General features: G+C 76.2%; 18 protein-coding genes and 2 pseudogenes. 11 read left to right on the top strand and 9 right to left on the bottom strand.

Annotated elements, in window-relative coordinates:
* The 4 genes and pseudogenes from KBZ10_RS27715 to KBZ10_RS27705 form a co-directional block, all read left to right on the top strand.
* Positions 1-147, top strand: a 147-nt coding sequence (locus KBZ10_RS27715; protein WP_210990489.1) for a zinc ribbon domain-containing protein, incomplete at its 5' end; no start/stop codon positions are given.
* Between the two features lie 47 nt (positions 148-194).
* Positions 195-380, top strand: a pseudogene (locus KBZ10_RS29930) (Scr1 family TA system antitoxin-like transcriptional regulator); the annotation flags it as partial.
* The gene (locus KBZ10_RS27710; protein WP_210990484.1) at positions 377-649 is read left to right on the top strand and encodes a DUF397 domain-containing protein; all 273 of its coding nucleotides are present in this window, start codon (positions 377-379) and stop codon (positions 647-649) included. The pseudogene KBZ10_RS29930 and the gene KBZ10_RS27710, both read left to right, overlap by 4 nt.
* 217 nt (positions 650-866) lie before the next feature.
* Positions 867-1,514, top strand: a complete 648-nt coding sequence (locus tag KBZ10_RS27705) for a hypothetical protein (RefSeq protein WP_210990483.1) — start codon at positions 867-869, stop codon at positions 1,512-1,514.
* Between the two features lie 266 nt (positions 1,515-1,780).
* Here the strand turns inward: KBZ10_RS27705 and KBZ10_RS27700 are convergent, their stop codons facing one another.
* Positions 1,781-2,686: an aminoglycoside phosphotransferase family protein gene (locus KBZ10_RS27700; RefSeq protein ID WP_210990482.1), complete on the bottom strand. Its 906-nt coding sequence runs from the start codon at positions 2,684-2,686 to the stop codon at positions 1,781-1,783.
* A 200-nt stretch (positions 2,687-2,886) separates the two neighbouring features.
* Between KBZ10_RS27700 and KBZ10_RS27695 the strand changes: the two genes are divergently transcribed.
* From KBZ10_RS27695 to KBZ10_RS29925, 3 genes and pseudogenes are all read left to right on the top strand, one after another.
* Positions 2,887-3,804, top strand: coding sequence for a phosphotransferase (locus KBZ10_RS27695; protein WP_210990481.1), 918 nt, complete (start codon positions 2,887-2,889; stop codon positions 3,802-3,804).
* A gap of 249 nt (positions 3,805-4,053) precedes the next feature.
* Positions 4,054-4,371: pseudogene (locus KBZ10_RS30675) on the top strand (formylglycine-generating enzyme family protein); the annotation flags it as partial.
* Between the two features lie 287 nt (positions 4,372-4,658).
* The gene (locus KBZ10_RS29925; RefSeq protein ID WP_210990480.1) at positions 4,659-4,985 is read left to right on the top strand and encodes a peptidase inhibitor family I36 protein; all 327 of its coding nucleotides are present in this window, start codon (positions 4,659-4,661) and stop codon (positions 4,983-4,985) included.
* Positions 4,986-5,095: 110 nt separating this feature from the next.
* On the opposite strand, the gene KBZ10_RS27680 is transcribed toward KBZ10_RS29925, so the two are convergent.
* Positions 5,096-5,830, bottom strand: a complete 735-nt coding sequence (locus KBZ10_RS27680) for a DUF2202 domain-containing protein (RefSeq protein ID WP_210990479.1) — start codon at positions 5,828-5,830, stop codon at positions 5,096-5,098.
* Between the two features lie 196 nt (positions 5,831-6,026).
* On the opposite strand from KBZ10_RS27680, the gene KBZ10_RS27675 reads away from it, so the two are divergent.
* Positions 6,027-6,722: a response regulator transcription factor gene (locus tag KBZ10_RS27675; protein WP_210990478.1), complete on the top strand. Its 696-nt coding sequence runs from the start codon at positions 6,027-6,029 to the stop codon at positions 6,720-6,722.
* Entirely contained in the window at positions 6,712-8,598 is a 1,887-nt protein-coding gene (locus KBZ10_RS27670) for a HAMP domain-containing sensor histidine kinase (protein ID WP_307847642.1), read from the top strand. The genes KBZ10_RS27675 and KBZ10_RS27670 overlap by 11 nt, the downstream gene beginning before the upstream one ends.
* A gap of 459 nt (positions 8,599-9,057) precedes the next feature.
* On the opposite strand, the gene KBZ10_RS27665 is transcribed toward KBZ10_RS27670, so the two are convergent.
* Positions 9,058-11,595: a copper resistance protein CopC gene (locus tag KBZ10_RS27665; RefSeq protein WP_210990477.1), complete on the bottom strand. Its 2,538-nt coding sequence runs from the start codon at positions 11,593-11,595 to the stop codon at positions 9,058-9,060.
* A 1,011-nt stretch (positions 11,596-12,606) separates the two neighbouring features.
* Here KBZ10_RS27665 and KBZ10_RS29920 point away from each other — a divergent pair.
* Positions 12,607-13,416, top strand: a complete 810-nt coding sequence (locus tag KBZ10_RS29920; protein ID WP_247703084.1) for a hypothetical protein — start codon at positions 12,607-12,609, stop codon at positions 13,414-13,416.
* Positions 13,370-14,086: a DUF1775 domain-containing protein gene (locus KBZ10_RS27660; protein ID WP_307847641.1), complete on the top strand. Its 717-nt coding sequence runs from the start codon at positions 13,370-13,372 to the stop codon at positions 14,084-14,086. The genes KBZ10_RS29920 and KBZ10_RS27660 overlap by 47 nt, the downstream gene beginning before the upstream one ends.
* 217 nt (positions 14,087-14,303) lie before the next feature.
* On the opposite strand, the gene hypE is transcribed toward KBZ10_RS27660, so the two are convergent.
* The 6 genes from hypE to KBZ10_RS27630 form a co-directional block, all read right to left on the bottom strand.
* The gene (gene hypE, locus KBZ10_RS27655) at positions 14,304-15,347 is read right to left on the bottom strand and encodes a hydrogenase expression/formation protein HypE (protein WP_210990475.1); all 1,044 of its coding nucleotides are present in this window, start codon (positions 15,345-15,347) and stop codon (positions 14,304-14,306) included.
* Positions 15,344-16,441 carry a hydrogenase formation protein HypD gene (gene hypD / locus KBZ10_RS27650; protein WP_210990474.1) on the bottom strand — a complete coding sequence of 366 codons (1,098 nt, stop codon included), beginning with the start codon at positions 16,439-16,441 and terminating at the stop codon, positions 15,344-15,346. The genes hypE and hypD overlap by 4 nt, the downstream gene beginning before the upstream one ends.
* Positions 16,442-16,526: 85 nt before the next feature.
* On the bottom strand, positions 16,527-17,846 hold the full coding sequence (locus KBZ10_RS27645; RefSeq protein ID WP_210990473.1) for a Ni/Fe hydrogenase subunit alpha: 1,320 nt from the start codon (positions 17,844-17,846) through the stop codon (positions 16,527-16,529).
* Entirely contained in the window at positions 17,843-18,775 is a 933-nt protein-coding gene (locus KBZ10_RS27640) for an oxidoreductase (RefSeq protein WP_210990472.1), read from the bottom strand. Before KBZ10_RS27640 ends, KBZ10_RS27645 begins: the two co-directional genes overlap by 4 nt.
* A 1-nt stretch (position 18,776) precedes the next feature.
* Entirely contained in the window at positions 18,777-19,586 is an 810-nt protein-coding gene (locus KBZ10_RS27635) for an FAD/NAD(P)-binding protein (RefSeq protein WP_210990487.1), read from the bottom strand.
* An 83-nt stretch (positions 19,587-19,669) separates the two neighbouring features.
* Positions 19,670-20,983, bottom strand: a complete 1,314-nt coding sequence (locus KBZ10_RS27630) for a 4Fe-4S dicluster domain-containing protein (RefSeq protein ID WP_210990471.1) — start codon at positions 20,981-20,983, stop codon at positions 19,670-19,672.
* Positions 20,984-21,038: the final 55 nt, after the last annotated feature.

Below are 21,038 nucleotides of genomic sequence, written 5' to 3'. Positions count from 1 at the left end.
CCCGAATGCGGGCATGTCGCGAAGGAGAACCGCGTCACCCAAGCGAAGTTCCAGTGCACGGCGTGCGGGTTCGCGGCGAACGCGGACCACGCCGGCGCGACGAACGTCCTCAACAGGGCCGGGCTGGCCCTCTGCGCGACGGCATAGCCACCGACGCAGGAAGCCCGCGCGTTTACGCGTGGGTGGAGTCACTCACGTTGATTGAGACACGACGTGAGGGACGGCGTATCGCCTACGCCGAGGTTCAGAAGTCCAGCTACCTGTATACGGAGCGGAAGTCGGTGCGGACGCTCGAAGCGAAGTATGGAAACATCCGTGCTCAAGCGCTCACTCCGAGTGAGTCAATGGCCTTCGTTGAAAGGTTGCTGGTAGAGCCATGAGTGATCGACGATCCGCATCGAGCACGGCAGTACTGGCCTGGTGCAAGAGCAGTTACAGCAGCGAGGAGGGCGGCGAGTGCGTCGAGGTCGCTATGACCTGGCGCAAGTCCAGCCGCAGCAGTGGTGAGGGCGGTGAGTGCGTCGAGGTTGCCGCCTGTCCGGGCTGGATCCACGTCCGGGATTCCAAGGACACAGCCCGGCCCGGCCTCGCGGTGGGCCCAGACGCCTGGGCTTCCTTCGTCGGCTTCGCCTCCCGCGCGGACGTCTGACACTCGCCATACTCGTGTCCTGCATCCTTGAACGGGTGCAGGGCACAGGCGTGCCCGGATCACCGCTGGGCGAGACCGTCCACGGAACAGCCTGCGGATAGCTCCCTGAGAAGGACAGCCCCGTTACTGTCCGGTGACACGGGCACGCGAAGATCCAGGTATGGCGAGCACAGCAAGACCGCAGGTGAGGCGCCGGAGGGTCCGGGCGGGAGCGGCTGTGGCCGTGGTGGCGGGCCTGGCCACGGCGGGATGGTTCGGTTACCAGAGGGTGGCGAACCCGATGGCCTCCCTGTCCAGGGCCGATGCGGTGGACGCAGCGAGCCGCACGGCAGAGGTCGAGGGCGAACGCCGCCTGGAGAGGGCCGTCGGTGTCCTGCCCGGAGCACCGCGGCAGTTCGGCACCGCGGCCACGGACCACTGCCTCCGTCAGGTTCCCTTCGAGGGCGAGCCGGCAGGCCCGCTGAGCTGCCAGTGGCGACTGGAGCGATATGTCGTCTTCGACGGCGACCTGCGAACGGTCGGGGAGAAATGGGGCAAGGCGCTGGGCGGTGACCGGTGGACCGGCTCGCGGGTGCCGTTCGCCTCCGACTACAGCTCCACCTCCGAACGGTACGAGTACCGCGATCCCCGGACCCGCGACCGTCTCGTCGTCACCCTGGTCCAGGACCGGGGTGAACTCCGCCTCCTGGAGGCCCGGCCCCGTTTCGAGGGCGCGGAGCAGTACGAGCGGGAGCAACGGAAGTTCGCCGGAGGGAGGGCCGCGGAGCGCGCGGTGGCCGAAGGCCGGCAGGTCGCCCGTATCTCGCTGGTGCGCGTCTACTACCGCCAGAACGGCAGCGCACCCTTTGACCCTCCGTACTGGTGAGGCACCCCCTTGCCGGGGCCGGGGTGTCGCACGGTCGTCCGGGGCGGATCCACGGGCTGGAGCGGGACCGGGTCGTCATTCTCTGGCCGGAGGCGGCCTCGTTCGCCGAGGCGAGCCCGGACGTATTCCGAACGGCTGTGGACGGGCCGACGGACGTCGCGGAATCCCTCTCGGAGGAGAAGGCGAGCACGGGCAGGCCCACGGATCTCTGTGTGTACCTCGGCAGATAGCCGCCGCACACAACTACTGCGCGGGGAGGCGCCGTTTCACCCGGATTCCAGCACAGCCCGGATCACATGCCGGGCGTTGCGTGCCATGGCCGGGTTCGTCTCGCGGTAGTACGGCAGGGCGATCAGCGCTTGCGAGAGCGTCCGTCCCCGGCCGCGGCGCCAGGACGCGTCGTCCACGCCGAGCGTCTCGCGGAAGACCTCCCGTGCGCCGGGCGGCAGCAGGTTCCACGCCGGGAACAGGTCGCAGGCCGGATCGCCGGTCCCCGTGCACCCGAAGTCGATGACCGCCGTGAGCCCGCCGCCGCTGTCCACCAGCAGGTTGCCCGGCATGAGGTCGGCGTGCAGCCACACCGGCGGGCCGTCCCACCGCGGGGCCCGCAGCGCGTCCTCCCACACGGCGGTCACGGCATCGCAGTCGACGCCCTCCTGCGGGATCCCGCGCAGTTGCCCGATCGCCGCCCGGGTCTCCGTGTCCAGGGAGGCGACCGGCCCACCCCGGTGGGCCTGCGGAAGTCCGGCCGGCACGGGGATGCTCCGCATCGCCGCCACGAACGCGGCCAGGTCCCCGGCCAGCCGCTCGGGGTCGCCGAGCGCTTCCGGATCGGGGATCTCCCCCTCCAGCCACCGGTACACCGACCACGGCCACGGATAGCCCTCGGCGGGCCGCCCGGCGCCGAGCACCCCGGGGACGGCCGTGGGCAGCCGGGGCGCGAGCCGGGGCAGCCACTCCTGCTCCAGTGACACGTCGGCGGCCCCGCCCTCCGTCAGCGGCAGGCGTACGACCATGCCGTCGCCCAGCCGGAACATCGCGTTGACGGTGCCGCCCGACGGCACCCGCCGCACCGGGAGACCCGCCCACCGGGGGAACTGCCCGGCGACCAGCCGCCGTACGAGTTCGTCGTCGACGGTCCGTGTGCCGGGATGGGTCCGTGTTGTGCTCATGAGCGGTCATCCGACCGGCGGACGCCGGGGGCGTCAAACGCTTTCCGTTGTGACGGGCCCTTCGGCGCCCGCGGTTCGACGCTTGTGGTCCGACGTTTGCGGTCCCCCCGGGCGGCGGGCGCGACCACTCCGCCGGGCATGACGGCAGGGCCCCGGGGCCGGGGGAGAGGGGGCGGAAGACCCCGGCTACTGTGCCCACCATGACGGACACCAAGATCGAGATCACCGCCGAGCTGGTCCGTGACCTGTTGCGTGATCAGCATCCCGACCTGGCCGATCGTCCCGTGCGTCTCGGCGCGCGGGGCTGGGACAACCAGCTGTGGCGGCTCGGCAGCGACCTCGCCGTCCGGCTGCCCTGGGCGACGCGGTCCGCGGACGATCTGCTGCGCAAGGAGTACACCTGGCTTCCCGCTCTCGCCCCGCGCCTTCCGCTGCCGGTCCCGGTTCCCCGGCGTATCGGTGAGCCCTCCGCGCAGTTTCCGCGCCCGTGGCTCGTCACGACTTGGGTGCCGGGCGTGTCCGGCGACCGTGCCCCCGCCACGCGGGCCGCGGAGGCGGCCGATGCCCTCGCCGGCTTCTTGACGGCTCTTCACCGGCCGGCCCCCGGCGACGCTCCGGCCGGCGGCCATGGCCGCGGGGGGCCGCTGGCGGACCGCGCCGAGCAGTTCGCCCGGCAACTCGCGTCGGCCACCGAGCAGGGGCTCATCACGGACCCGGGCGCCGTCCGCGCGGTGTGGGACGATGCCGTGGCCGCGCCCGGCTGGGCGGGCCCGGCCCTGTGGCTCCACGGCGATCTGCATCCGGCCAACGTTCTCACCCTGGACGGCACCTTCTGCGGCGTGGTCGACTTCGGCGACCTCTGCGCGGGCGACCCGGCCTACGATCTCGCCGCCCCCTGGCTGCTGCTGCCGGACGGCGCCGCCGACCGCTTCCACGCCGCCTACCAGCCGGCTCCGGACGCCGCGACCCTGCGCCGCGCCCGGGGCTGGGCGGTGCTGCAGGCCCTCGGCGGCCTCCTCGTCGGAGAAGCGGGCGTCCGGGGCGAGCCCGGCGGCAAGCCCACCTGGGGCCCGCCGGCGCAGGCCGCCCTGCGGCGCCTCACCGCGACGGTCCGCTGAGGCCGCAGCACGCAGCACGCAGCACGCAGCAGGGTGTACGGGGTTGCGGGCCGGTGGGCCCGGCGACGGGACCGGTCGGCCCTGTTGACCGGCGCCGGAACATGATGTTCTGGGTGTGGCGCCGAGGAGAGCACCGGACGCGGAGCAGCGGACACCGAGCCGCGCACCGCGCAATCAGGGCCCGCGAGAAGCGGACAGCCCCTCGGAGGCCCGTGTACCCAGCGGTACCCCGTCCGCTGGGTACACGCGTTCCACCAGGCCCGCGCCTCCCCGCCCCGGGTACGCGTGCTCCGCCACCGGCCCACTCCTGTCGGCGTGTTCCCCGAAGGCAGATCCCCGCTGGGGTGCGAGGACACGGCGGGCCATGTGTTCGAGTGGACGGCCGGTGAGTCCAGGCTCCGTCCGGACCACCCGGAGGAGGATGCCTCGGACAGCCCGGAAGCGTTCCGGATCTGCCGGGGCGGGTCATGGCGGCACCACCGGGGCCGGGCCCGGACGACGTACCGGGGACGCGGGCAGTGCTTTGTCCGCAACGACGACCTGGGGTTCCGCATCGCGCGGGGCTGAGGCGGCCCGGCCGGCCGAACCGAGCCGAACCGAGCCGAACCGTACGCGGCCGCCGGGCGCGGGGAAGTCCCGACCGGGGTCCCGGGGAGGGCCGGTCGGCCCTGTCGGCCCGGCGCGGGGGCGTGATGTCCTGAGGACGGCACCGAGGAGAGCGCCGGGCACGGAGAAGCGGAGCGGAGTCCGCGCACCGTGCAATCAGGGCCCGCGAGAAGCGGACAGCTCCCCGGCGGCCCCGTGTACCCAGCGGCCCCCCGTCCGCTGGGTACACGCCTTTCCGCCCCGGGCGGGTGGGACGGGGCCCGCGCCTCCGCCCCGGAGCGCCGGGCGGTGACCCGCGTCGCGCCGTTCGCCGGGACCGCGCCGAGCGGCACTGCCCCTCGGGATACGTCTGCTTCTGGAGCCGGCCGTGCTTCCAGGGGATCACGCGCGTCCACAAGAACCCCCGCTTCCACATCTGCGGCTGGGTTCCCGGCCACCAGACCAGGTCCGTCGTCAACCGGGACAATCAGGCCTGGTCCTTCTATGAGGACGTCAACTGCAGGGCCCACGCGGTGACCCTGGCCCCGGGGCGGTCCGCCGCCAACGTCCTCGTCCTCGTCCGTACGCGGAAGTGACGACGGCGCGCTGAACGGCCCGGGCGGCCGGGCCGGTCGGCACGACGCGAGGGCCGGGGCGAAACCGCCCCGGCCCTCGGCTCCGGTTTCCGGCCGCCCGGCCGGGTCCGTCAGCCGAGCCAGCGGTTGAAGGCCGCCAGGTGGCGTTCCGAACCGGTCAGCAGGTTCTCGTAGACCTGCTGGGCGTCCGGGGCGTCCCCGAGCGCGGGGATGGCCTCGGTGAGGGCCTTGATGTCGTCGGTCTCCACCGTGACGCCCGCCTTGAGGGCGCCGTCCTCGTTCTTCTCACCCTGCGCCAGCAGGCGGTCGTACGTCGCCTGGATGGTCTTGTCGGTGAACTCGCCCGCCGCCTTGCCCGTGGTCGGGTCGGCCACGTCGTAGCGGCCGAGCAGCGTCCGGACGGCCTCCAGGTGGTTGGTCTCGGACGCGGCGATCCGGTCGAAGACCCCGGCGTCGTACTTCTCGCCGAAGGCGGTGTACAGGTCGTGCGCGAGCTTCTCCTCCTCGGCCGCCCAGGCGAGGTTCTTCTTCTGCTCCTCGGTCAGGGTGCCCGGTTCCGCGGTCACGGCATCGGCCGCGAGGCACGATCCGTCCCGCATCCCCTGGCCGCCCTGCCTCTTCTCCATGCCCTGGCCCATGCCCTGGCCCATGCCCTGGCCCGGTCCCGGGCCGCCCTGCTGCGGGCCGGCCTGGTGCCGCGGGCCCGGCTGCGCGCTCTGCGAGGCGGTGCCGCCGGACGCGCCCGGTCCGTCGTCCGCCGCGGCGATCACCGGCCCGGCGGCCAGGGTGCCGCCGATCACGACGGCACCGGCGACGGCGGTGGCGAGCTTGACACTGCGCTTCATGGCGCTCCTCCTCGGATCTCCGGTGGCGGAACCCTTCCGTCCCGGTGATCCCACCGTCGTCCCGGGCACGGCAGACGGCGTGGCGGCCCTGTGGAGACGGTATGGAGGCGGTGATCGCGGCACCGGGGCCGCCAACCGGGCGAGGGGGGTCGTTCGGCCCTGGCAGCCCGGGGAGGCGGCACGTATACGTGGGCTCATGGCCACCACTGTGCTCGTCGTCGAGGACGAGAAGGAGATCCGCGAGCTGCTGCGCCGCTATATGGAGCGCGCCGGCTACGCGGTCGTGACGACCGGCTCCGGCGCCGAGGCGATCCGCCTGCTCGGCGACCGGGGCGTCGACATCGCCGTGCTGGACCTCGGGCTTCCGGACGTGGACGGCACCGAGGTGCTGCGCGAGGCCAGGGAACGGGGCGGCACACCGGTGGTGGTGCTCACCGCGCGCGACGCGGTGGAGGACCGCATCCGCGGGCTCCGGCTCGGTGCCGACGACTACGTCACCAAGCCCTTCAGCCCCACCGAGGTCGTGCTGCGGGTGCAGGCCGTGCTCAGCCGCGCCCGGCACGAGAGCGGCTGGTCCGATGCGGCGGCCTCGTACGGACACGGGCGCCTCGTCATCGACGAGGACCGGCACGAGGCGCAGATGGACGGGGTCAAGGTGGAGCTGACCCCCACCGAGTGGGGGCTGCTGACCGCCCTGGCGTCCGTCCCGGGCCGGGTGTACTCGCGGTACGAACTGGTCAACCGGGTGCGCGGCTACGAGTTCTCCGGGTATGAGCGCACGATCGACTCACATGTGAAGAATCTGCGGCACAAGCTCGGGACCGCCGGGCCGGAGGTCGTGGAGACGGTCATGGGCGTCGGGTACCGGCTGGGGCTGAGGCGTGACACCTGAGCCTGAGCCGGAGCCGGAGCAGGGGGCGGAGCCGGGGAGGGAGCCGGGGGCGGAGTCCGGTCCGGACGCGGCGACGGAGGCGGGGCGGCGGCCCGTCGCGGCATCCGCGGCCGGGTCCGAGGCCGCGGCCGGGTCCGGTGGCGGCAGGGCCCGGGGAGGGAAGGGCGGCGGCCGGGGTGCCGGTCCGCTGGGACGGCGGCTGTTCGCGGCGTTCGCCGTCGTCGCGCTGGCATCGATCGGCCTGCTCACGGCCGCCGCGCTCATCGGCACGGAGCGGGGGATCGGCACCGCGCGCCAGGCCGACCGGCAGCGGGTCGCCGACCGGGTGGCCGACGCCGCGGCCGACGCCTACCGGCGCGCGGGCGGCTGGGAAGGGGCCGATCTGGACCCCGCCCGCACCATCGCCCTGGGCGCCGAGGCGGTGCTGACCGTACGCGACGCCGACGGCCGCGTGCTGCTGTCCCCGGGCGGACGCGGGGGCGGCGGACCGGGCCCCGGGAGCCGCACGGACGGCACGGCCGGCATGGATCGCCGGGACGGCACGGGCATGCCGGGGCGCGGAACCGGCGCGGACGGCGGCTCCGGACGCGACGAGGCGCAGGGGCCGCGGAGCGGCACGGGCGCCGCGGGCGCCGCGGGTGCGGAGGGCGCCGCGGGCGCCGGGGGCACTGAGGACGCGCGGCCCGGTGCGGAGCGGGACGGCACCCGGGAGGCGCGGAACGGTGCCGGTCCGGCCGCCGGTGCGGACGCCCGCGCGACACCGGGCCCGAGCGGCGGGCCCGGCCCCGGTACGGGGCCCCGCTCCAGTCCCGGGCCGGGGCCCGGTGCCCCCTCCGGCCGGGCCGTCACCGCCGAGGTCCGGGCGGACGGCCGCACCGTCGGCTCCGTCCACCTCGGCTTCCCCGCCGTGAGCGGGACGGCGGGCCGGGACATCGCCTGGGGCTGGATCGCCGCCGCCGCGCTGGCCGCCCTCGCCCTCGCCCTGGCCGTCAGCTGGTACGTCACCCGCCGGCTCACCGGCCCGGTCGTACGGGTCGCGCACACCGCCCGTGCCATCGCCGCCGGGGACCGCGCCGCGCGCTCCCGGGTGGACGCTCCCGGTGAACTCGGCGAACTGTCCCGGGCGTTCGACACCATGGCCGACGACGTCACCCGCGCCGAACAGGCCCGGCGCCGGCTGGCCGCCGACGTCGCCCACGAACTCCGCACCCCGCTCGCCGCCCTCCAGGCCGGACTGGAGGAACTCCGCGACGGCTACGCGGAACCCGCACCCGAGCGGCTGGCCGCCCTCCACGACCAGACCCTGCGCCTCGGCCGCATTGTCGGCGACCTCGCCGAGCTCTCCGCCGCCGAATCCGCCCGGCTCTCCCTGCACCTGGCCACCGTCGACGTCACCGAGCTGGTGCGCGGCGCCGTACGCGACCGCGAGCCCGAACTGCGTGCCGCCGGCCTCACCGTGCGGACCCGCCCGCCGGGCGGGCCCCTGCTGGTCCACGCCGACGGCGGACGGCTCCACCAGGCGCTGGGCAATCTGCTGAGCAACACCGCCCGCTACTGCCGCCCCGGCGACACGGTGACCGTCACCGCGCGGACCGCACCCGGGAAGGGCGTGGACGGCGCCGGGGACGGCACGGCGGTGATCGAGGTCGCCGACGACGGGCCGGGCATCCCCGCCGCCGAACTGCCGCACGTGTTCGACCGGTTGTGGCGGGGGAGCGCCGCGCGGGACGTCGGCGGGAGCGGGATCGGCCTGGCCGTCGTCAAGGAACTCGTCACCGCGCACGGCGGCACCGTGGAGGCGGCCTCGGGCCCGGAGGGCGGAACCCGCATCACGGTCCGGCTCCCGGCGGCCCCGCCCGGGGCGGCGCGGAACTGAGCCGGCCCTGCGGCGTCGGAGTCCCCGGCGTCCACCGCGGCGGCGAGGGCCTGCGCGCCGCCCCGGCCGGCCCCCGGTGGGCAGCACGACATGGAGCGTGGGATCCGGCTGCTCGGGCCGGCGGGCGAACGCCGCCCTCGGCGGGGCGGGGACGGGCGGGGACGGGGGCCACGGGCGGGGGTGCCGCGCGGGGGCGGTTGCCACCCCGTTCGCGCTGGGACGGGGTTCCGGGCCCGGGCGCGCCCCCTTCCGCCGCCGACCGCAGCGACAGCCGCGCGCTGCCGGGGACGGCCGCCGGACCGGCCGCCGCTCCCCGCGGGCGCGGGTGCGGGCCCCGGTCCGTGTCCGTGCGCCCAGAGCGACGGGGAGGCGTACGAGCGGGGCCGCGACCCGCGCTGCGCCAACCGCATGGCGCACCCGTTCACCGCCGCGCCCGGCCGGCGCCGGTCCCCGTCCCGCTCAGCCTGTGCCGGTCTCCGCGGCCGCCCCGGGAGCCGGGCGGACCGCCACGGTGGTCGTCTTGGTGACCTGGTCGAACTCGGAGGTCCGCACGGTGACGGCCATGGTCCACTCGCCGGGCAGCGGCAGTTGGACATCGTCGTTGAGCCAGTAGCCGCCGGCGTCCTCCAGGCGCGCGTCCAACGGGCCGATGCCCTCCTCCTCCAGCGTGAAGGAGACACGCACCTCCGGAACGCCCACGAGACCACCGTTCGCGAGGACGAGCACCTGCAGCCGGTTGGTGCCGACGCGCGCGGGGTCGAGGGTGACGTTCGCGACGGTCTCCACCCCCGGCGCGTCCCCCGGCCCCCCGGCCTCCGCCCCGCTGCTCAGCGGCACGTCCACCACGGCGACCGCCGCGCCCCGGGCGGCGATCTCCTCGCTTGCGTCGAGGACCGCGCGGGCGGGCTGGGTGCCGGTCAGCACCGCGGTGACGGCCAGGATCGCCGCCCCGATGGCGAGTTCGGCCGTCACGGAGCGGCGCAGGGCCTCCCGGGCGGGGCGGTCGCCGCCGGGGGATGACGGGGCGTCGCCGGGCGCGAAGCCGGGGGAGAGGGCGGGCACGGGGCTCGCGGTGCCCTCCCCCGCGGTGCCGTCCCCTGCGGGGGCCCTGTCCGTTGCGCCCTGGCCTCCCGTGCCCTCGGCCCGGGTGTCGTCCGCCGGATCGCCGCTCCCCGGACCGCCGTCTCCCCGGGAACGGCCGGCCGGCGGGGAGTGGTTCTCTCCGGAGCCTCCGGACCCGGCCCCGGCCCCCACCCCCGCTCCCACGGCCACCGGCTCCGGTACCCGTGCCCGCTCCGGCTCCCGCCCCGGCTCCGGCTCCGGTTCGTGCCCCGGCTTCCGGGTGGACAGCCGCACGGGGACGCTCGCCGGCGCGACCGGCCGGCGCAGCCGCGCGGTCAGCCGGCGCGAGGCGGCCGCCACGACCAGCAGGAGCAGCACGACGACCGCCTTCGTGAGCAGCAACTTGCCGAAGAAGGTGGTCAGCAGCAGGTCCCAGGCGCCGACCTGGCGCCAGGACTGGACGAGACCCGTCAGGACCAGGACGGTCACCGAGACGAACGCGACCGTGGAGAAGCGTCCGGCCGCGCGCGCGTACCCGGTGTCCCGCTCATCCCCGGCGGGCGACCCGGTGCGGTGGCGGAGAACGGTGGCGGAGAGGGCCGCCAGACCGCCCGCCCACACGGCCATCGCCACCAGGTGCAGACCCGCCACGGTGATGGCGAGCGGTGCCCGCGGGCCGACCGAGGCGTGCTCGACCGTCACCCAGGTCGCCGCCAGTCCGGCCGTCAGCAGGGCCGCCGTCGGGAGGACGGGAGCGGGCGGACGCCGGTCCCGCGGCGGCCCGTCGGCGGTGTGCGGACGGCCGGGTTCGCCGGGCGGGGGGTGCGGTGTTCCGGTGGCTGCGCGGACGGCTGACGGGGCTGCTGCACGGCCGGGCTCGTCCCCGGCACCGGCTCCGCCGTCCGCCGCTCCGTCCTGTGCCGTGCCGCCGCGGGCCGCACCGGCGTTCGCCGCAGCGGGCGCGGCCGCGTCGGCCGCCCCGCCGTTCCGGGCCCTGTTCCCGGCGCCGGGCCCGGCGCTCACGGCGGCGTCCTCCACCGTGCCGCCTGCCGGGACTTCACCGGTCGCGTCCTCCACGGCGCGGTCCGAGGCCCCGCTGTCCGCCGCACCGGCCGCGGTCCCGGCATCCGTACCGTCCGCCGCACCGCCGGGTGCCGGGTCCGGCCGGCCGGTGCCGTCGCCGGGCGCCCGCCTCGCCGTCCCCGTCCCCCCGCCGCGGAAACCGGCGGCGGGCAGCGCCAGGCAGGCCCCGGCCACCGCGAGCAGCAGCAGCCGGATCAGCAACGCGGTGCCCGGGCGGGTGCCGAAGGTCGCGGGCAGTGCCGCCAGGTCGAGGGCCCGCGACGGGCCGTCACCGTTCTCGTAGGGGCCGCGGAGCAGGATCAGCGCGATGGTGGACAGCACCAGGGCCGACCAGCCCCCGGCCACCAGCCGCCGCAGCGGGCGCGGCACCGGGCCGTGCGGCAGGCACAGCAGCGCGAAGGCGCAGCCGCCGACGAGCAGGGCCAGCCCGGCGTACGCGCCGTAGCGGGCGACGCCGTACAGCCGTTCCGTCGTCTTGTTCCCCGTCGTGTCGGAGGGGATGACGGCGGCCGTCCCGGACGGTTCGCCGATGGAGAAGGTGAACGCGCCGGAGGCCGGGTGGCTGTCGGCGGACACCACATGCCAGGCCACGGTGTACGTGCCGTCGGGCAGACCGTCGCGGAGGCCGATCCGGATCGCGGTGCCGTCGTTCCCGATGTGCCGCGGATCTCCCTTCGCCACCTGGGTGTTGGAGGGGGAGATGACGCGGATCGTGCGGTTCGTCAGGCCGACCTGCTCCGTGAAGGTGAGGGTCACGTGCCGGGGGGCCGTCTCGAGCACCGTGCCCCCGGCCGGGTCGGCGGACCGGAGGGCCGCGTGCGCGGACGCCGGTCCGGCGCCGCCGAGCAGCACCGCGAGGACGGTGCCGGCCAGGACCAGCAGTGCGGACAGCCGCCGGGCGCGGGGCCGCGCGAGGGCCGGGGCGGACGCCGGAGACGGGGAGCCGGCGCGGTCCCGGCCCGCCGCACGGGCACGGAGGGGCCGTTCCGCCGAGCGGACACGAGCGGTCCGTTGTACCGCGCGGGCACCATGCGCCGGTGCGGCCGTGCGGGCCCGGTCCGTGCCGGCCGCCGGGGACGAGGAGACGGCGCGGTCCGGCCTCGCCGCACGGGCCCGGCCGGTCGGTCCCGCCGCGCGGGCACCGCGAGCCGGTGCCGCCGCACGGGTTCGGTCCGTGTCCGCCGTAGCCCGGGCCCCGCCCGCGCCTGTCGTCGTGCCGGCGTCGCGGGCCCCTGCCGTCGCACCGGTGTCGTCGCCCCCCGCCGTCGTGCGAGTGCTGCCCGGCCGTATCGCCACCGCCCTGCGGGAAAGGGCGGTCGCCGGGGCCGTCCGTGCCACCGGGGCGGTCCGTGCCACCGGGGGCGCACCGCCGTGTGCCCGCCGCCACCCACCGAGGTTCTCGCTCACGCCGCTCTCTCCGTTTCTCGCCGCATTCCGGCAGCCGTCCGGGATGCCGCCCCGGCCGTCCCGCCTCCCCGCCGGCCCCCGCCCGGTCCGCCCGGACCTCAGGGGCCGGAAACGGGCTTCGGGGCGGGGGCCGGGCTCCGGGGCCGGGCTCGCGGGCCGGGCTCGGGGGTTCTGTGACGAGTACGTGGCGGGGACGCCGGATGCTCAGCGAGAATGCCAAAAGGCACCGGCGGGGTGAACGGCCGCCGCCCGGCCGCCGTATCCCTCTCGGCGCACGATCCCCCGACCCGGCGCACGATCCCCCGACCCGGCGCACGATCCCCCGACCTGGCGTACGATCCCCCGACCCGCGGAGCTGAACACGTGATGGCCGATCAGCCGCAGCCGCCGGGCAGGCCGTTCCGCGGCCCGGCCGCGTGCCCGGCACGGTGGCCGGCCGGCCGTCCGCGCGCGGCGGTGTTCGCGCTGACCGGCACCGTGCTGGCGGTCGCCGGGCACCACGCCGTCCTGGCGGTGCCGGTGCCCTGGGGGACGGTGGCGCTGCTGGCCGCCGCGCAGTACGCCGTCGTCCGGCCGACGGCGCGCCGGCGCCCTCCGCTGCCCGTGGTCGTCGCGGCCACCCTCGCGGCGCAGGCCGTGCTGCACACCGCCCTGTCGCTCGCCGCCGGTTGCGCGCCGCCGGCCGGGCACGCGGCGCACGGCGCGGGCGGAGCGGACGGCGGCGGGCTCGCGGCCCCGGCCGCCGGCGTCCACCTCTGCCACCCGGCCCCGGCCGCCATGACGGCGGCGCACGTCCTCGCCGCGCTGGCGGTGGCCTGGCTGCTGCACCGCGCGGACTCGGCGGCGGCCGGCGCCGCCCGCGCGGCCCGTGCCGTGCGGCGGGCCGCGGGGCACGCCCTGGCCGTACTCCTCGCCCGGTATCCGCGCGCCGCGGGGAACACCGACCACCCACCGGAGCCGGCGGACACCGCCGCCTCCGTCGAACCGCCCTCGCCGGCACGGGAGTTCCTGGCGAGCGCCGTGGTGCGCCGGGGGCCGCCGCACCGGGAGCACAACCGTGGTTGCCGTATCCCCGCGCCGGCCGCCCCGACGGGCTCCGGCCGTTCACCCGAGGAGCTCCCCCATGTCCGTTCACCCGCGCACGCCCTCCGTCCGCCCGCGCCCGCACACCCTCCGCCACCTCACGGCGGCCGCGGCCCTCGCCTTCGGTGCCACGGTCGTGGCCGCCGGTCCCGCCCAGGCCCACGCCCACGTCACGGCCGCTGAGGCCCGTGCGCTGGCCGAGAACGTCACCCTCACCTTCACCTCGGAGGCGGAGAACCCCGAGGCCGGCTTCACGGAGGTGCGCGTCGAACTGCCGGACGGCGTCGAACCCGGGGCCGTCAAGCTGAAGAAGGCGCCCAAGGGCTGGAAGCTGAAGACCACCGACGGCGGCTACCGTGTCGCCGGGCCCGAGACCGAGGCGGGTGCCGACGCCGAATACCAGATCACCGTCCGGCAGCTCCCCGACGCCCGGAAGCTGGCGTTCAAGACCGTGGAGACCTACGGGGACGGCACGGTGGCACGCTGGATCGAGACCTCGGACAGCGGCCACGGGCACGGCGACGGGCACGACTCCGGGCAGCCGGCCCCCGTCCTCGAACTGAAGCCAGCCGCCCCCGGAGCCACACCGCTCGCCTCCGGGGAGCCCGACTCCGGGGAGCCCGCCCCCGACGACTCCGCCGTCGCGGTCCCCGGTGACGGGACCGGGGACGGGGAGGGGAACGGCGTGACGACGTCCTCCGGCAGGGTGGTGGACGAGACGGAGCAGGCCGCCGCGGACGGCGACGGCGGCTCATCCGTCGTCCCGCTGGCCGCCGGGGCTGCGGGCGTGCTCGCGCTCGGCGGGGGCGCGTGGTGGTTCCTCCGCCGCCGGAGCGCGGCGGACGCCGGCTGACACCCCGGGTGCGCCCCGCCCGGGCGGGCGGCGAGCCGTCACGGGCCACCTGCCCGGCCCCGGCAGGGCCCCGCGCCCTGCCGGCGCCCGACCGGCCGCTCACCCGGCGCCGGCCGAGGCCGGGCCGACCGTCCTCCGGCGCGCGTCGGTGTCCAGCCGGCCGCAGCCACCGTCCGGCAGCCGCCCGGCGAGTACCGGGCACGTGCCCGGCGACCGCTCAGCAGATGCGCGGCAGTTGCTCGCCGACCGGCATGTCCACGACGCGTCGGGCACCGACCAGGGTGCGCAGGAGGACGCGGCCGGCCGGGCCCGCCGTCGCCTCGCCGATCCGGACGGCGCCGGTGCCCTCCGCGCGGGAGCGCATCGCCGTCAGGGCCGCCTCGGCGGCGGGCGGGGCCACGAAGGCGACCATGCAGCCCTCGTTGGCGACATGCAGCGGGTCCAGCCCCAGCAGGTCGCAGGCCGAGGCGACCGGGCCGGGCACCGGCAGCGCGGACTCGTCGATCTCCACGGCCACCCCCGAGTCGCGGGCGATCTCGTTGAGCGTGGCCGCCAGGCCGCCCCGGGTCGGATCGCGCAGGGTGTGCAGCCGGGCGCCGACCGGCGCCAGGGCCTCCACCAGCCGGTGCAGGGGACGGGAGTCGGAGGCGATGTCGGTCTCGAAGCCCAGCCCCTCGCGGGTGCTGAGGACGGCCGTGCCGTGCAGGCCGATGGGCCCCGACAGCAGCACCGCGTCCCCCGGCCGGGCGCGGGACGCCGACGGGGCCAGGCCGGGGATGCGGGTGCCGATCCCGGTGGTGGTGATGAAGACCTTGTCGGCGGCGCCGCGCCCCACGACCTTGGTGTCCCCGGTGACGACCGGCACCTCCGCCTCACGCGCCGCCTTGCCCAGCGAGCCCGCCACCGCCCGCAGTTCGGACAGCGGCAGCCCCTCCTCGATGACGAGTGCCACCGACAGGGCGAGCGGACGGGCCCCCATCACCGCCAGGTCGTTGACGGTGCCGTGCACGGCGAGCGAGCCGATGTCGCCGCCGGGGAAGAACAGCGGGTGGACGACGAACCCGTCGGTGCTCATCACCAGTTCGGGACGGCCGGGCAGCGGCGCCGCGTCCTCCAGGGGCCCCTCCGGGGGGCCCGCCGGGAAGCCGCCGACGGCCGGCAGCAGCAGGCTCTCCAGGAGTTCGGCGGTGAGCCGGCCGCCGGCGCCGTGGCCGAGCAGCACGCGCTCGTGCTCCTCGTAGGGGTTCGGGCAACTGCTCACAGCGGGCTCCTGATCCGTCCGGCCGCGTGGAACGCGGCGCAGGTGCCCTCGGCGGACACCATGGGCGCGCCGAGGGGGTGGCGGGGGGTGCAGCGGGTGCCGTAGGCGGGGCAGTCGACGGGCAGGGCGGCGCCGGTCAGGATCGAGCCGGCCAGGCACTGGGGGTCCTCGGCCGGGTGCAGGTCCGCCACCTCGTGGCGGAGGGCCGCGTCGTAGCCGGCGAACTCCGGGCGGAGCCCGAGACCGCTCTCCGGCAGCGGGCCGATACCGCGCCAGGTCCGGTCGGTCACCTGGAAGACGTGTTCGACGATGCTGCGAGCGGCGGTGTTGCCGTCCCGCCGCACGGCCCGCGCGTACTGGTTCTCCACCTCCGCCCGGCCCGTTTCGAGCTGCCGCACCGTCATGAGGATGCCCTCCAGCAGATCGAGCGGTTCGAACCCGGTCACGACGATGGGCACCCGGTAGCGGGCCGCGATCGGCTCGTACGCGGTGCAGCCCATCACCGCGCAGACGTGCCCGGCGGCGAGGAACGCCTCGACCTCGCAGTCCGGGTCGTCCAGCAGCGCCGTCATGGCGGGCGGCACCAGGACATGGCTGACGAGCACCGAGAAGTTGCGCAGCCCCAGGCGGGAGGCGTGCAGCACCGCCATGGCGTTGGCCGGGGCGGTGGTCTCGAACCCGACGGCCAGGAAGACCACCTCGCGGTCCGGGTGGAGCACGGCGAGACGGACGGCCTCCATGGGCGAGTACACGACCCGCACATCGGCGCCCCGGGCGCGGAGCGACAGCAGATCGGTGTCCGAGCCGGGGACGCGGAGCATGTCGCCGAAACTGGCGAAGGTGACGCCCGGGCGGGCGGCGATGGCCATGGCCCGGTCCAGTGTCTCCAGCGGCGTTACGCACACCGGGCAGCCGGGACCGTGCACCATCCGCATCCCGGCGGGCAGCAGTTCGTCGATGCCCTGCCGGACGAGGGTGTGGGTCTGGCCGCCGCAGACCTCCATGATCTGCCACGGGCGGGTGGCGGTGCGGCGCAGCTCCTCCAGCAGGCGGCGGGCCACGGCCGGATCGCGGTACTCGTCCAGGTACTTCACGGTTCCTCGCTCGTCGGATGGGCCCCGCGCGCCCGGCGCGCGGCTCCTGTGTGCGGTCGCGGTCCCACGGGTGCGCTCCGCCTCCTCAGCCCCGGTCCACGGTCAGGTCGAGGAAATGGGTGGCGCAGGAGATGCACGGGTCGTGGTTGCGGATGGCCCGTTCGCACAGCGCCGTCAGCTCCTCGTCCGTCGGATCGCCGCCGTCCAGCGCGGCCTGGGCCACACTGCGCAGATCGGCCTCGATGGCGCCCTGGTTCTGCGCGGTGGGCGGCACGAGCTGCGCCGCCGTGACGGTGCCCTCCGCGTCCAGGGTGTAGGTGTGGTGGAGGATCCCGCGCGGGGCCTCCGTCGCGCCGTGCCCGGTGCCCGCGCGCGGCGGCACCTCCACGTACGGGCGGCGCGGCGGCCGGTACGCGTCGATGACGCGCAGCGCCTCCTCGACCGCGTACACGGTCTCCACCCCCCGCACCAGCACGCTGCGGAAGGGGTTGCGGCAGATCTCCCCGAGCCCCGCCTCGTCCGCCGCCTCGCGCGCCGCGCCCGTCAGCCACCGGCCGCTGACGGCGTAGCGGGCGAGGGGACCGGTGAGGTGGCGGCGCCCGTCGAGCCGGGAGTACAGGGCGGTGGAGTGCGGCGCCTGCTCCTCCCTGACGTGCTCGCCGAACGCGGCGACGGGGAAGGAGCGGAGCGGGCCGCCGCCGGCGGGCAGCACGGTGGGGGTGCCGCTGTCGATGGCGTAGCGGCCCGGGTCGGCGAGGGCGAGCAGGTCGGCGTCGACGGCCGCGTCGGGGAAGTCGAAGCCGGACGCCCAGCGCACGGTCTCCCGGGCGTCGTCCAGCGCCTGCCGCAACCGCTCGGCGAGCGGCTCCAGTTCGGACCGCCCGGGCACACGGTGGAAGCCGCCGAGGCGCACGTTGACCGGGTGGACGGCACGCCCGCCGAGGAGTTCCAGGATCGCGTTGCCCGTCTGCTTCAGCCGCAGGCCGCGTTCCACCTCGGCGCGGTGGGTGCGGGCCAGTTCGATCGCCCCGTCGCAGCCGAGGAAATCGGGGGCGTGCAGCAGATGGATGTGCAGGGCCTGGCTCTCGATCCACTCGCCGCAGTACAGCAGCCGGCGCAGCGCCGCGAGCTGCCCGCCGACCGTCACCCCGCAGGCGTCCTCGATGGCCCGGCAGGCGCTCATCTGGTACGCGACGGGGCAGATGCCGCAGATCCGCGCGGTGATGTCCGGCGGCTCGGTGTGCGCCCGGCCGCGCAGCAACGCCTCGAAGAAGCGCGGCGGTTCGTAGATGCGCAGCCGGGCCTCGGCGACCTGCCCGTCGTGCACGCGCAGCCGCAGCTCGCCCTCGCCCTCGACGCGGGCGAGGGCACCGACGTGCAGCACGCGGGAGCCGCGGTGCGTCATGACGCCGCCCCTTCCTTCTCTTCCCTCTCGTTCTCGTTCCGCCTCGGCGCGTCCCCGGGGGCGGGCTCCTCCTCCGCTCCCGCGGGGCCGCCCGCCCGCCGCTCCTCGAACGCCGCGGCGGTGAAGGTGCGCAGGAAGCGCTCGACGGCGCGGTCGTCCAGGCCGTCCCGGCGGAGCAGCGGGATCAGCTTGTCCGGGGCGGCGCCGGCGGCCGGGCCGAAGCAGCCGTAGCAGCCGCGCCCGTAGGCCGGGCAGAGGGCGCCGCAGCCGGCGTGGGTGACCGGGCCCAGGCAGGGCGTGCCGCGGGCCACGGTGACGCAGACCGTGCCGCGCCGCTTGCAGGCGAAGCAGACGCTGTGGTCCGGGATGCCGGGCTTGCGCCCGGCGAGGAACGCGGTGACGACCTCCAGGAGCTGCCCGCGGTCCACCGGGCAGCCGCGCAGTTCGAAGTCGACCCGCACATGGGCCGATACGGGCGTGGAGCGGGCCAGCGCGTCGATCTGCTCCGGGCGGGCGTAGACGGCCGCGCGGAACTCCGCCACATCGGCGAAGTCGCGCAGCGCCTGGATGCCGCCGGCCGTCGCGCAGGCGCCGATGGCCACCAGATGGCGGGAGGCGGCGCGGATCTCCCGCACCCGCTCGGCGTCGGCGGCCGTGGTGACGGAGCCCTCGACCAGCGCCAGGTCGTACGGGCCGGGCAGGACCGCCCTGGTCGCCTCCGGGAAGTAGCCGATGCGGACCCGCCCGGCCAGCGCCAGCAGTTCGTCCTCGCAGTTCAGCAGGGTGAGCTGGCAGCCGTCGCAGGAGGCGAGCTTGTACACGGCGAGGGTGGGGAGGTCCGTCCCGGCGGTGGTCTCCGTGGCGGTGGTCTCCGGGGTTGTGGCTTCCGTGGTGGTGGCTTCGGTCGTGCGGGTGCCGTCCGTGGTCATGTCACAGCTCCCGAGTGGCGAGGAGGGACGCGGCCCGGTCGTAGCCGAGGACTGCGCCGTCCCGGCAGAGCAGTACGGGACCGAGCTGGCAGTGCCCGCAGTGCCCGGTGCCGCAGCGCATGGTGCGCTCCAGGGAGACGAGCACACGCTCGGGCCGCAGCCCGCGGTGCAGCAGTTCGCGGGCGGTGGCCCGGATCATCACCTCGGGACCGCAGACGTACGCCGTGGTGCCGGGCGGGTCGAAGCGCGCGTGCCCCAGCAGGCCGGTGACGAGGCCGACTTCGCCGGCCCAGGTGTCGTCCGGCCGGTCGACGGTGAGCGCGGTGCGGCCCGGGCCGGCGGCGGCCCAGACGGAGACCTCGTCGCGGTAGATCAGATCACCGGGGGTGCGGGCGCCGATCAGGACCTGGACGCGCCGGAACCGGCCGGGCGCGCGGAACACCTCGTAGACGAGCGGCCGCAGCGGCGCCAGGCCGATGCCCCCGGCGATGACGAGCACGTCGCCGCCCGCCGCCCGTGAGGTGTCCCAGGTGGTGCCGAAGGGGCCGCGCACGCCGATGGTGTCGCCCGGAGCCAGCTCGAACAGGGCGGTGGAGACGGCGCCGACGGCCCGGACCGTGTGCATCAGCCGGCCGCGGTGCGGCAGGATGCCGCTCACCGAGACGGGGATGTCGCCGATGCCGAAGGCGTACAGCATGGCGAACTGGCCGGGGCGGAAGGGCGGCAGGGCCTCGTCCACCGGTTCGAGGACGAAGCTGGCGGTGTCGGCGGTCTCGGCGCGGCGGCGCACCACCCGGTAGGGGAGCGGCATGGCGGCCGGGCCGGTGGCGCCGTCGTGGCCGGCGGCTGTTCCGGATGGAGGTGTGCCGGTGGAGAAGCCGGCTGCCGCGGCCGTCACGAGAGTCCTCCCACCGCGTGGTCCGTGTGGTCCGTGTGATCCGTGCGGTCTGCGGGGGCCGTGCGGCCTGCGCGCTCCACAGGGGCGGTGCGGGCTCCGGGCCCGTCCCGGCCGCCGGCAGCCTGCGCCCCGTGCGCCGGCGCGTGGAACGCGGCGGCCTCCTCGGTGATGTCGATCGCGGCCGGGCACCAGACGACGCAGCGGCCGCAGCCCACACAGCCGGAGCTGCCGAACTGGTCGTACCAGGTGGCGAGTTTGTGGGTCATCCACTGGCGGTGGCGGCTGCTCACCGACGACCGCACCGGGCCTCCGTGCATGAAGGAGAAGTCCAGGTCGAAGCAGGAGTCCCAGCGGCGCCACCGCTCGGCGTGGTCGCCGGTGAGGTCGGTGACGTCCTCCGTGGTCGTGCAGAAGCAGGTCGGGCAGACCAGGGTGCAGTTGCCGCAGCTCAGGCAACGCTCGGCGATGTCGTCCCAGTGCGCGGACTCGACGCTGTCGCCCATCAGCCGCCGCAGGTCGACCGGCGGCATGGCACGGCCCATCCGGCGGGACGCCTCGGTGACGCGGTCCCGGGCGGCGGCGGCCGTGGGCCGGTTGGCGGGCCAGTGCGCCACCTCCTCCAGGACGGCCGCGCCCTCCTCGCTGCCGACGCGCACGAGGAAGCGGTGCTCCCCGTCCCCGTGGCCGCCGGTGTCCCCGCCGCCGTCACCGTCGCCGGTGAGCTCCGTGAGCGCCAGGTCGTAGCCGCTCTCGGCCGCCGGGCCGGTGCCCATGGAGACGCAGAAGCAGGTCTCGCCCGGCTCGGTGCACTCCACGGCGACGACGAACGCCCGTTCGCGGCGGGCCCGGTAGCCGGCGTCCGGGTACCGGCCGCCGGCCAGCACGCGGTCCTGCACGGCGATGGCCCGCAGATCGCACGGCCGCACGCCGACAAAGGCGTACGACGGCGGTGTGGCGTCCTCCCCGCTCCCGGCGGTCACGGTGAGACCGCCGTCCGGCGCGCGGTCGGCGCTCCACTGCCGCACCCGCTCCGGATGCAGATACGTCTTCCAGGACTGCGGCCCCGCGCTGTGCGCGAAGGCCGCGCCGTCGGCGCGCCGCCGCAACCGGTAGCGCCCGGCCGCCAGTTCGACCCCCCAGCCGTAGGGCAGCCGGTCACCCGAGTCGATCTCGGCGAGGACGACGGCCCCGTCGCGCACCGTCGGCCCGATCACGGTCCGACCGCGCGCGGCCAGCGCCTTCACGAGCGCGTCGAGCCCGTCCCGGTCGAGGACGGCCGGGGCGCCGATGTCCGTTCCGGTCTCCGCCATGATTCCCCCTCGGGGTGTGGTCGGGTCCTGCTCGGTCCGGGGCGGTGCGGCGGCG

The organism is Streptomyces sp. F63 (genome assembly GCF_018070345.1).
In the GTDB taxonomy this organism is placed as follows: Bacteria; Actinomycetota; Actinomycetes; order Streptomycetales; family Streptomycetaceae; genus Streptomyces.
The sequence above is the reverse complement of the archived record's forward strand: the minus strand, read 5'-3'. Positions and strand labels throughout refer to the sequence as shown.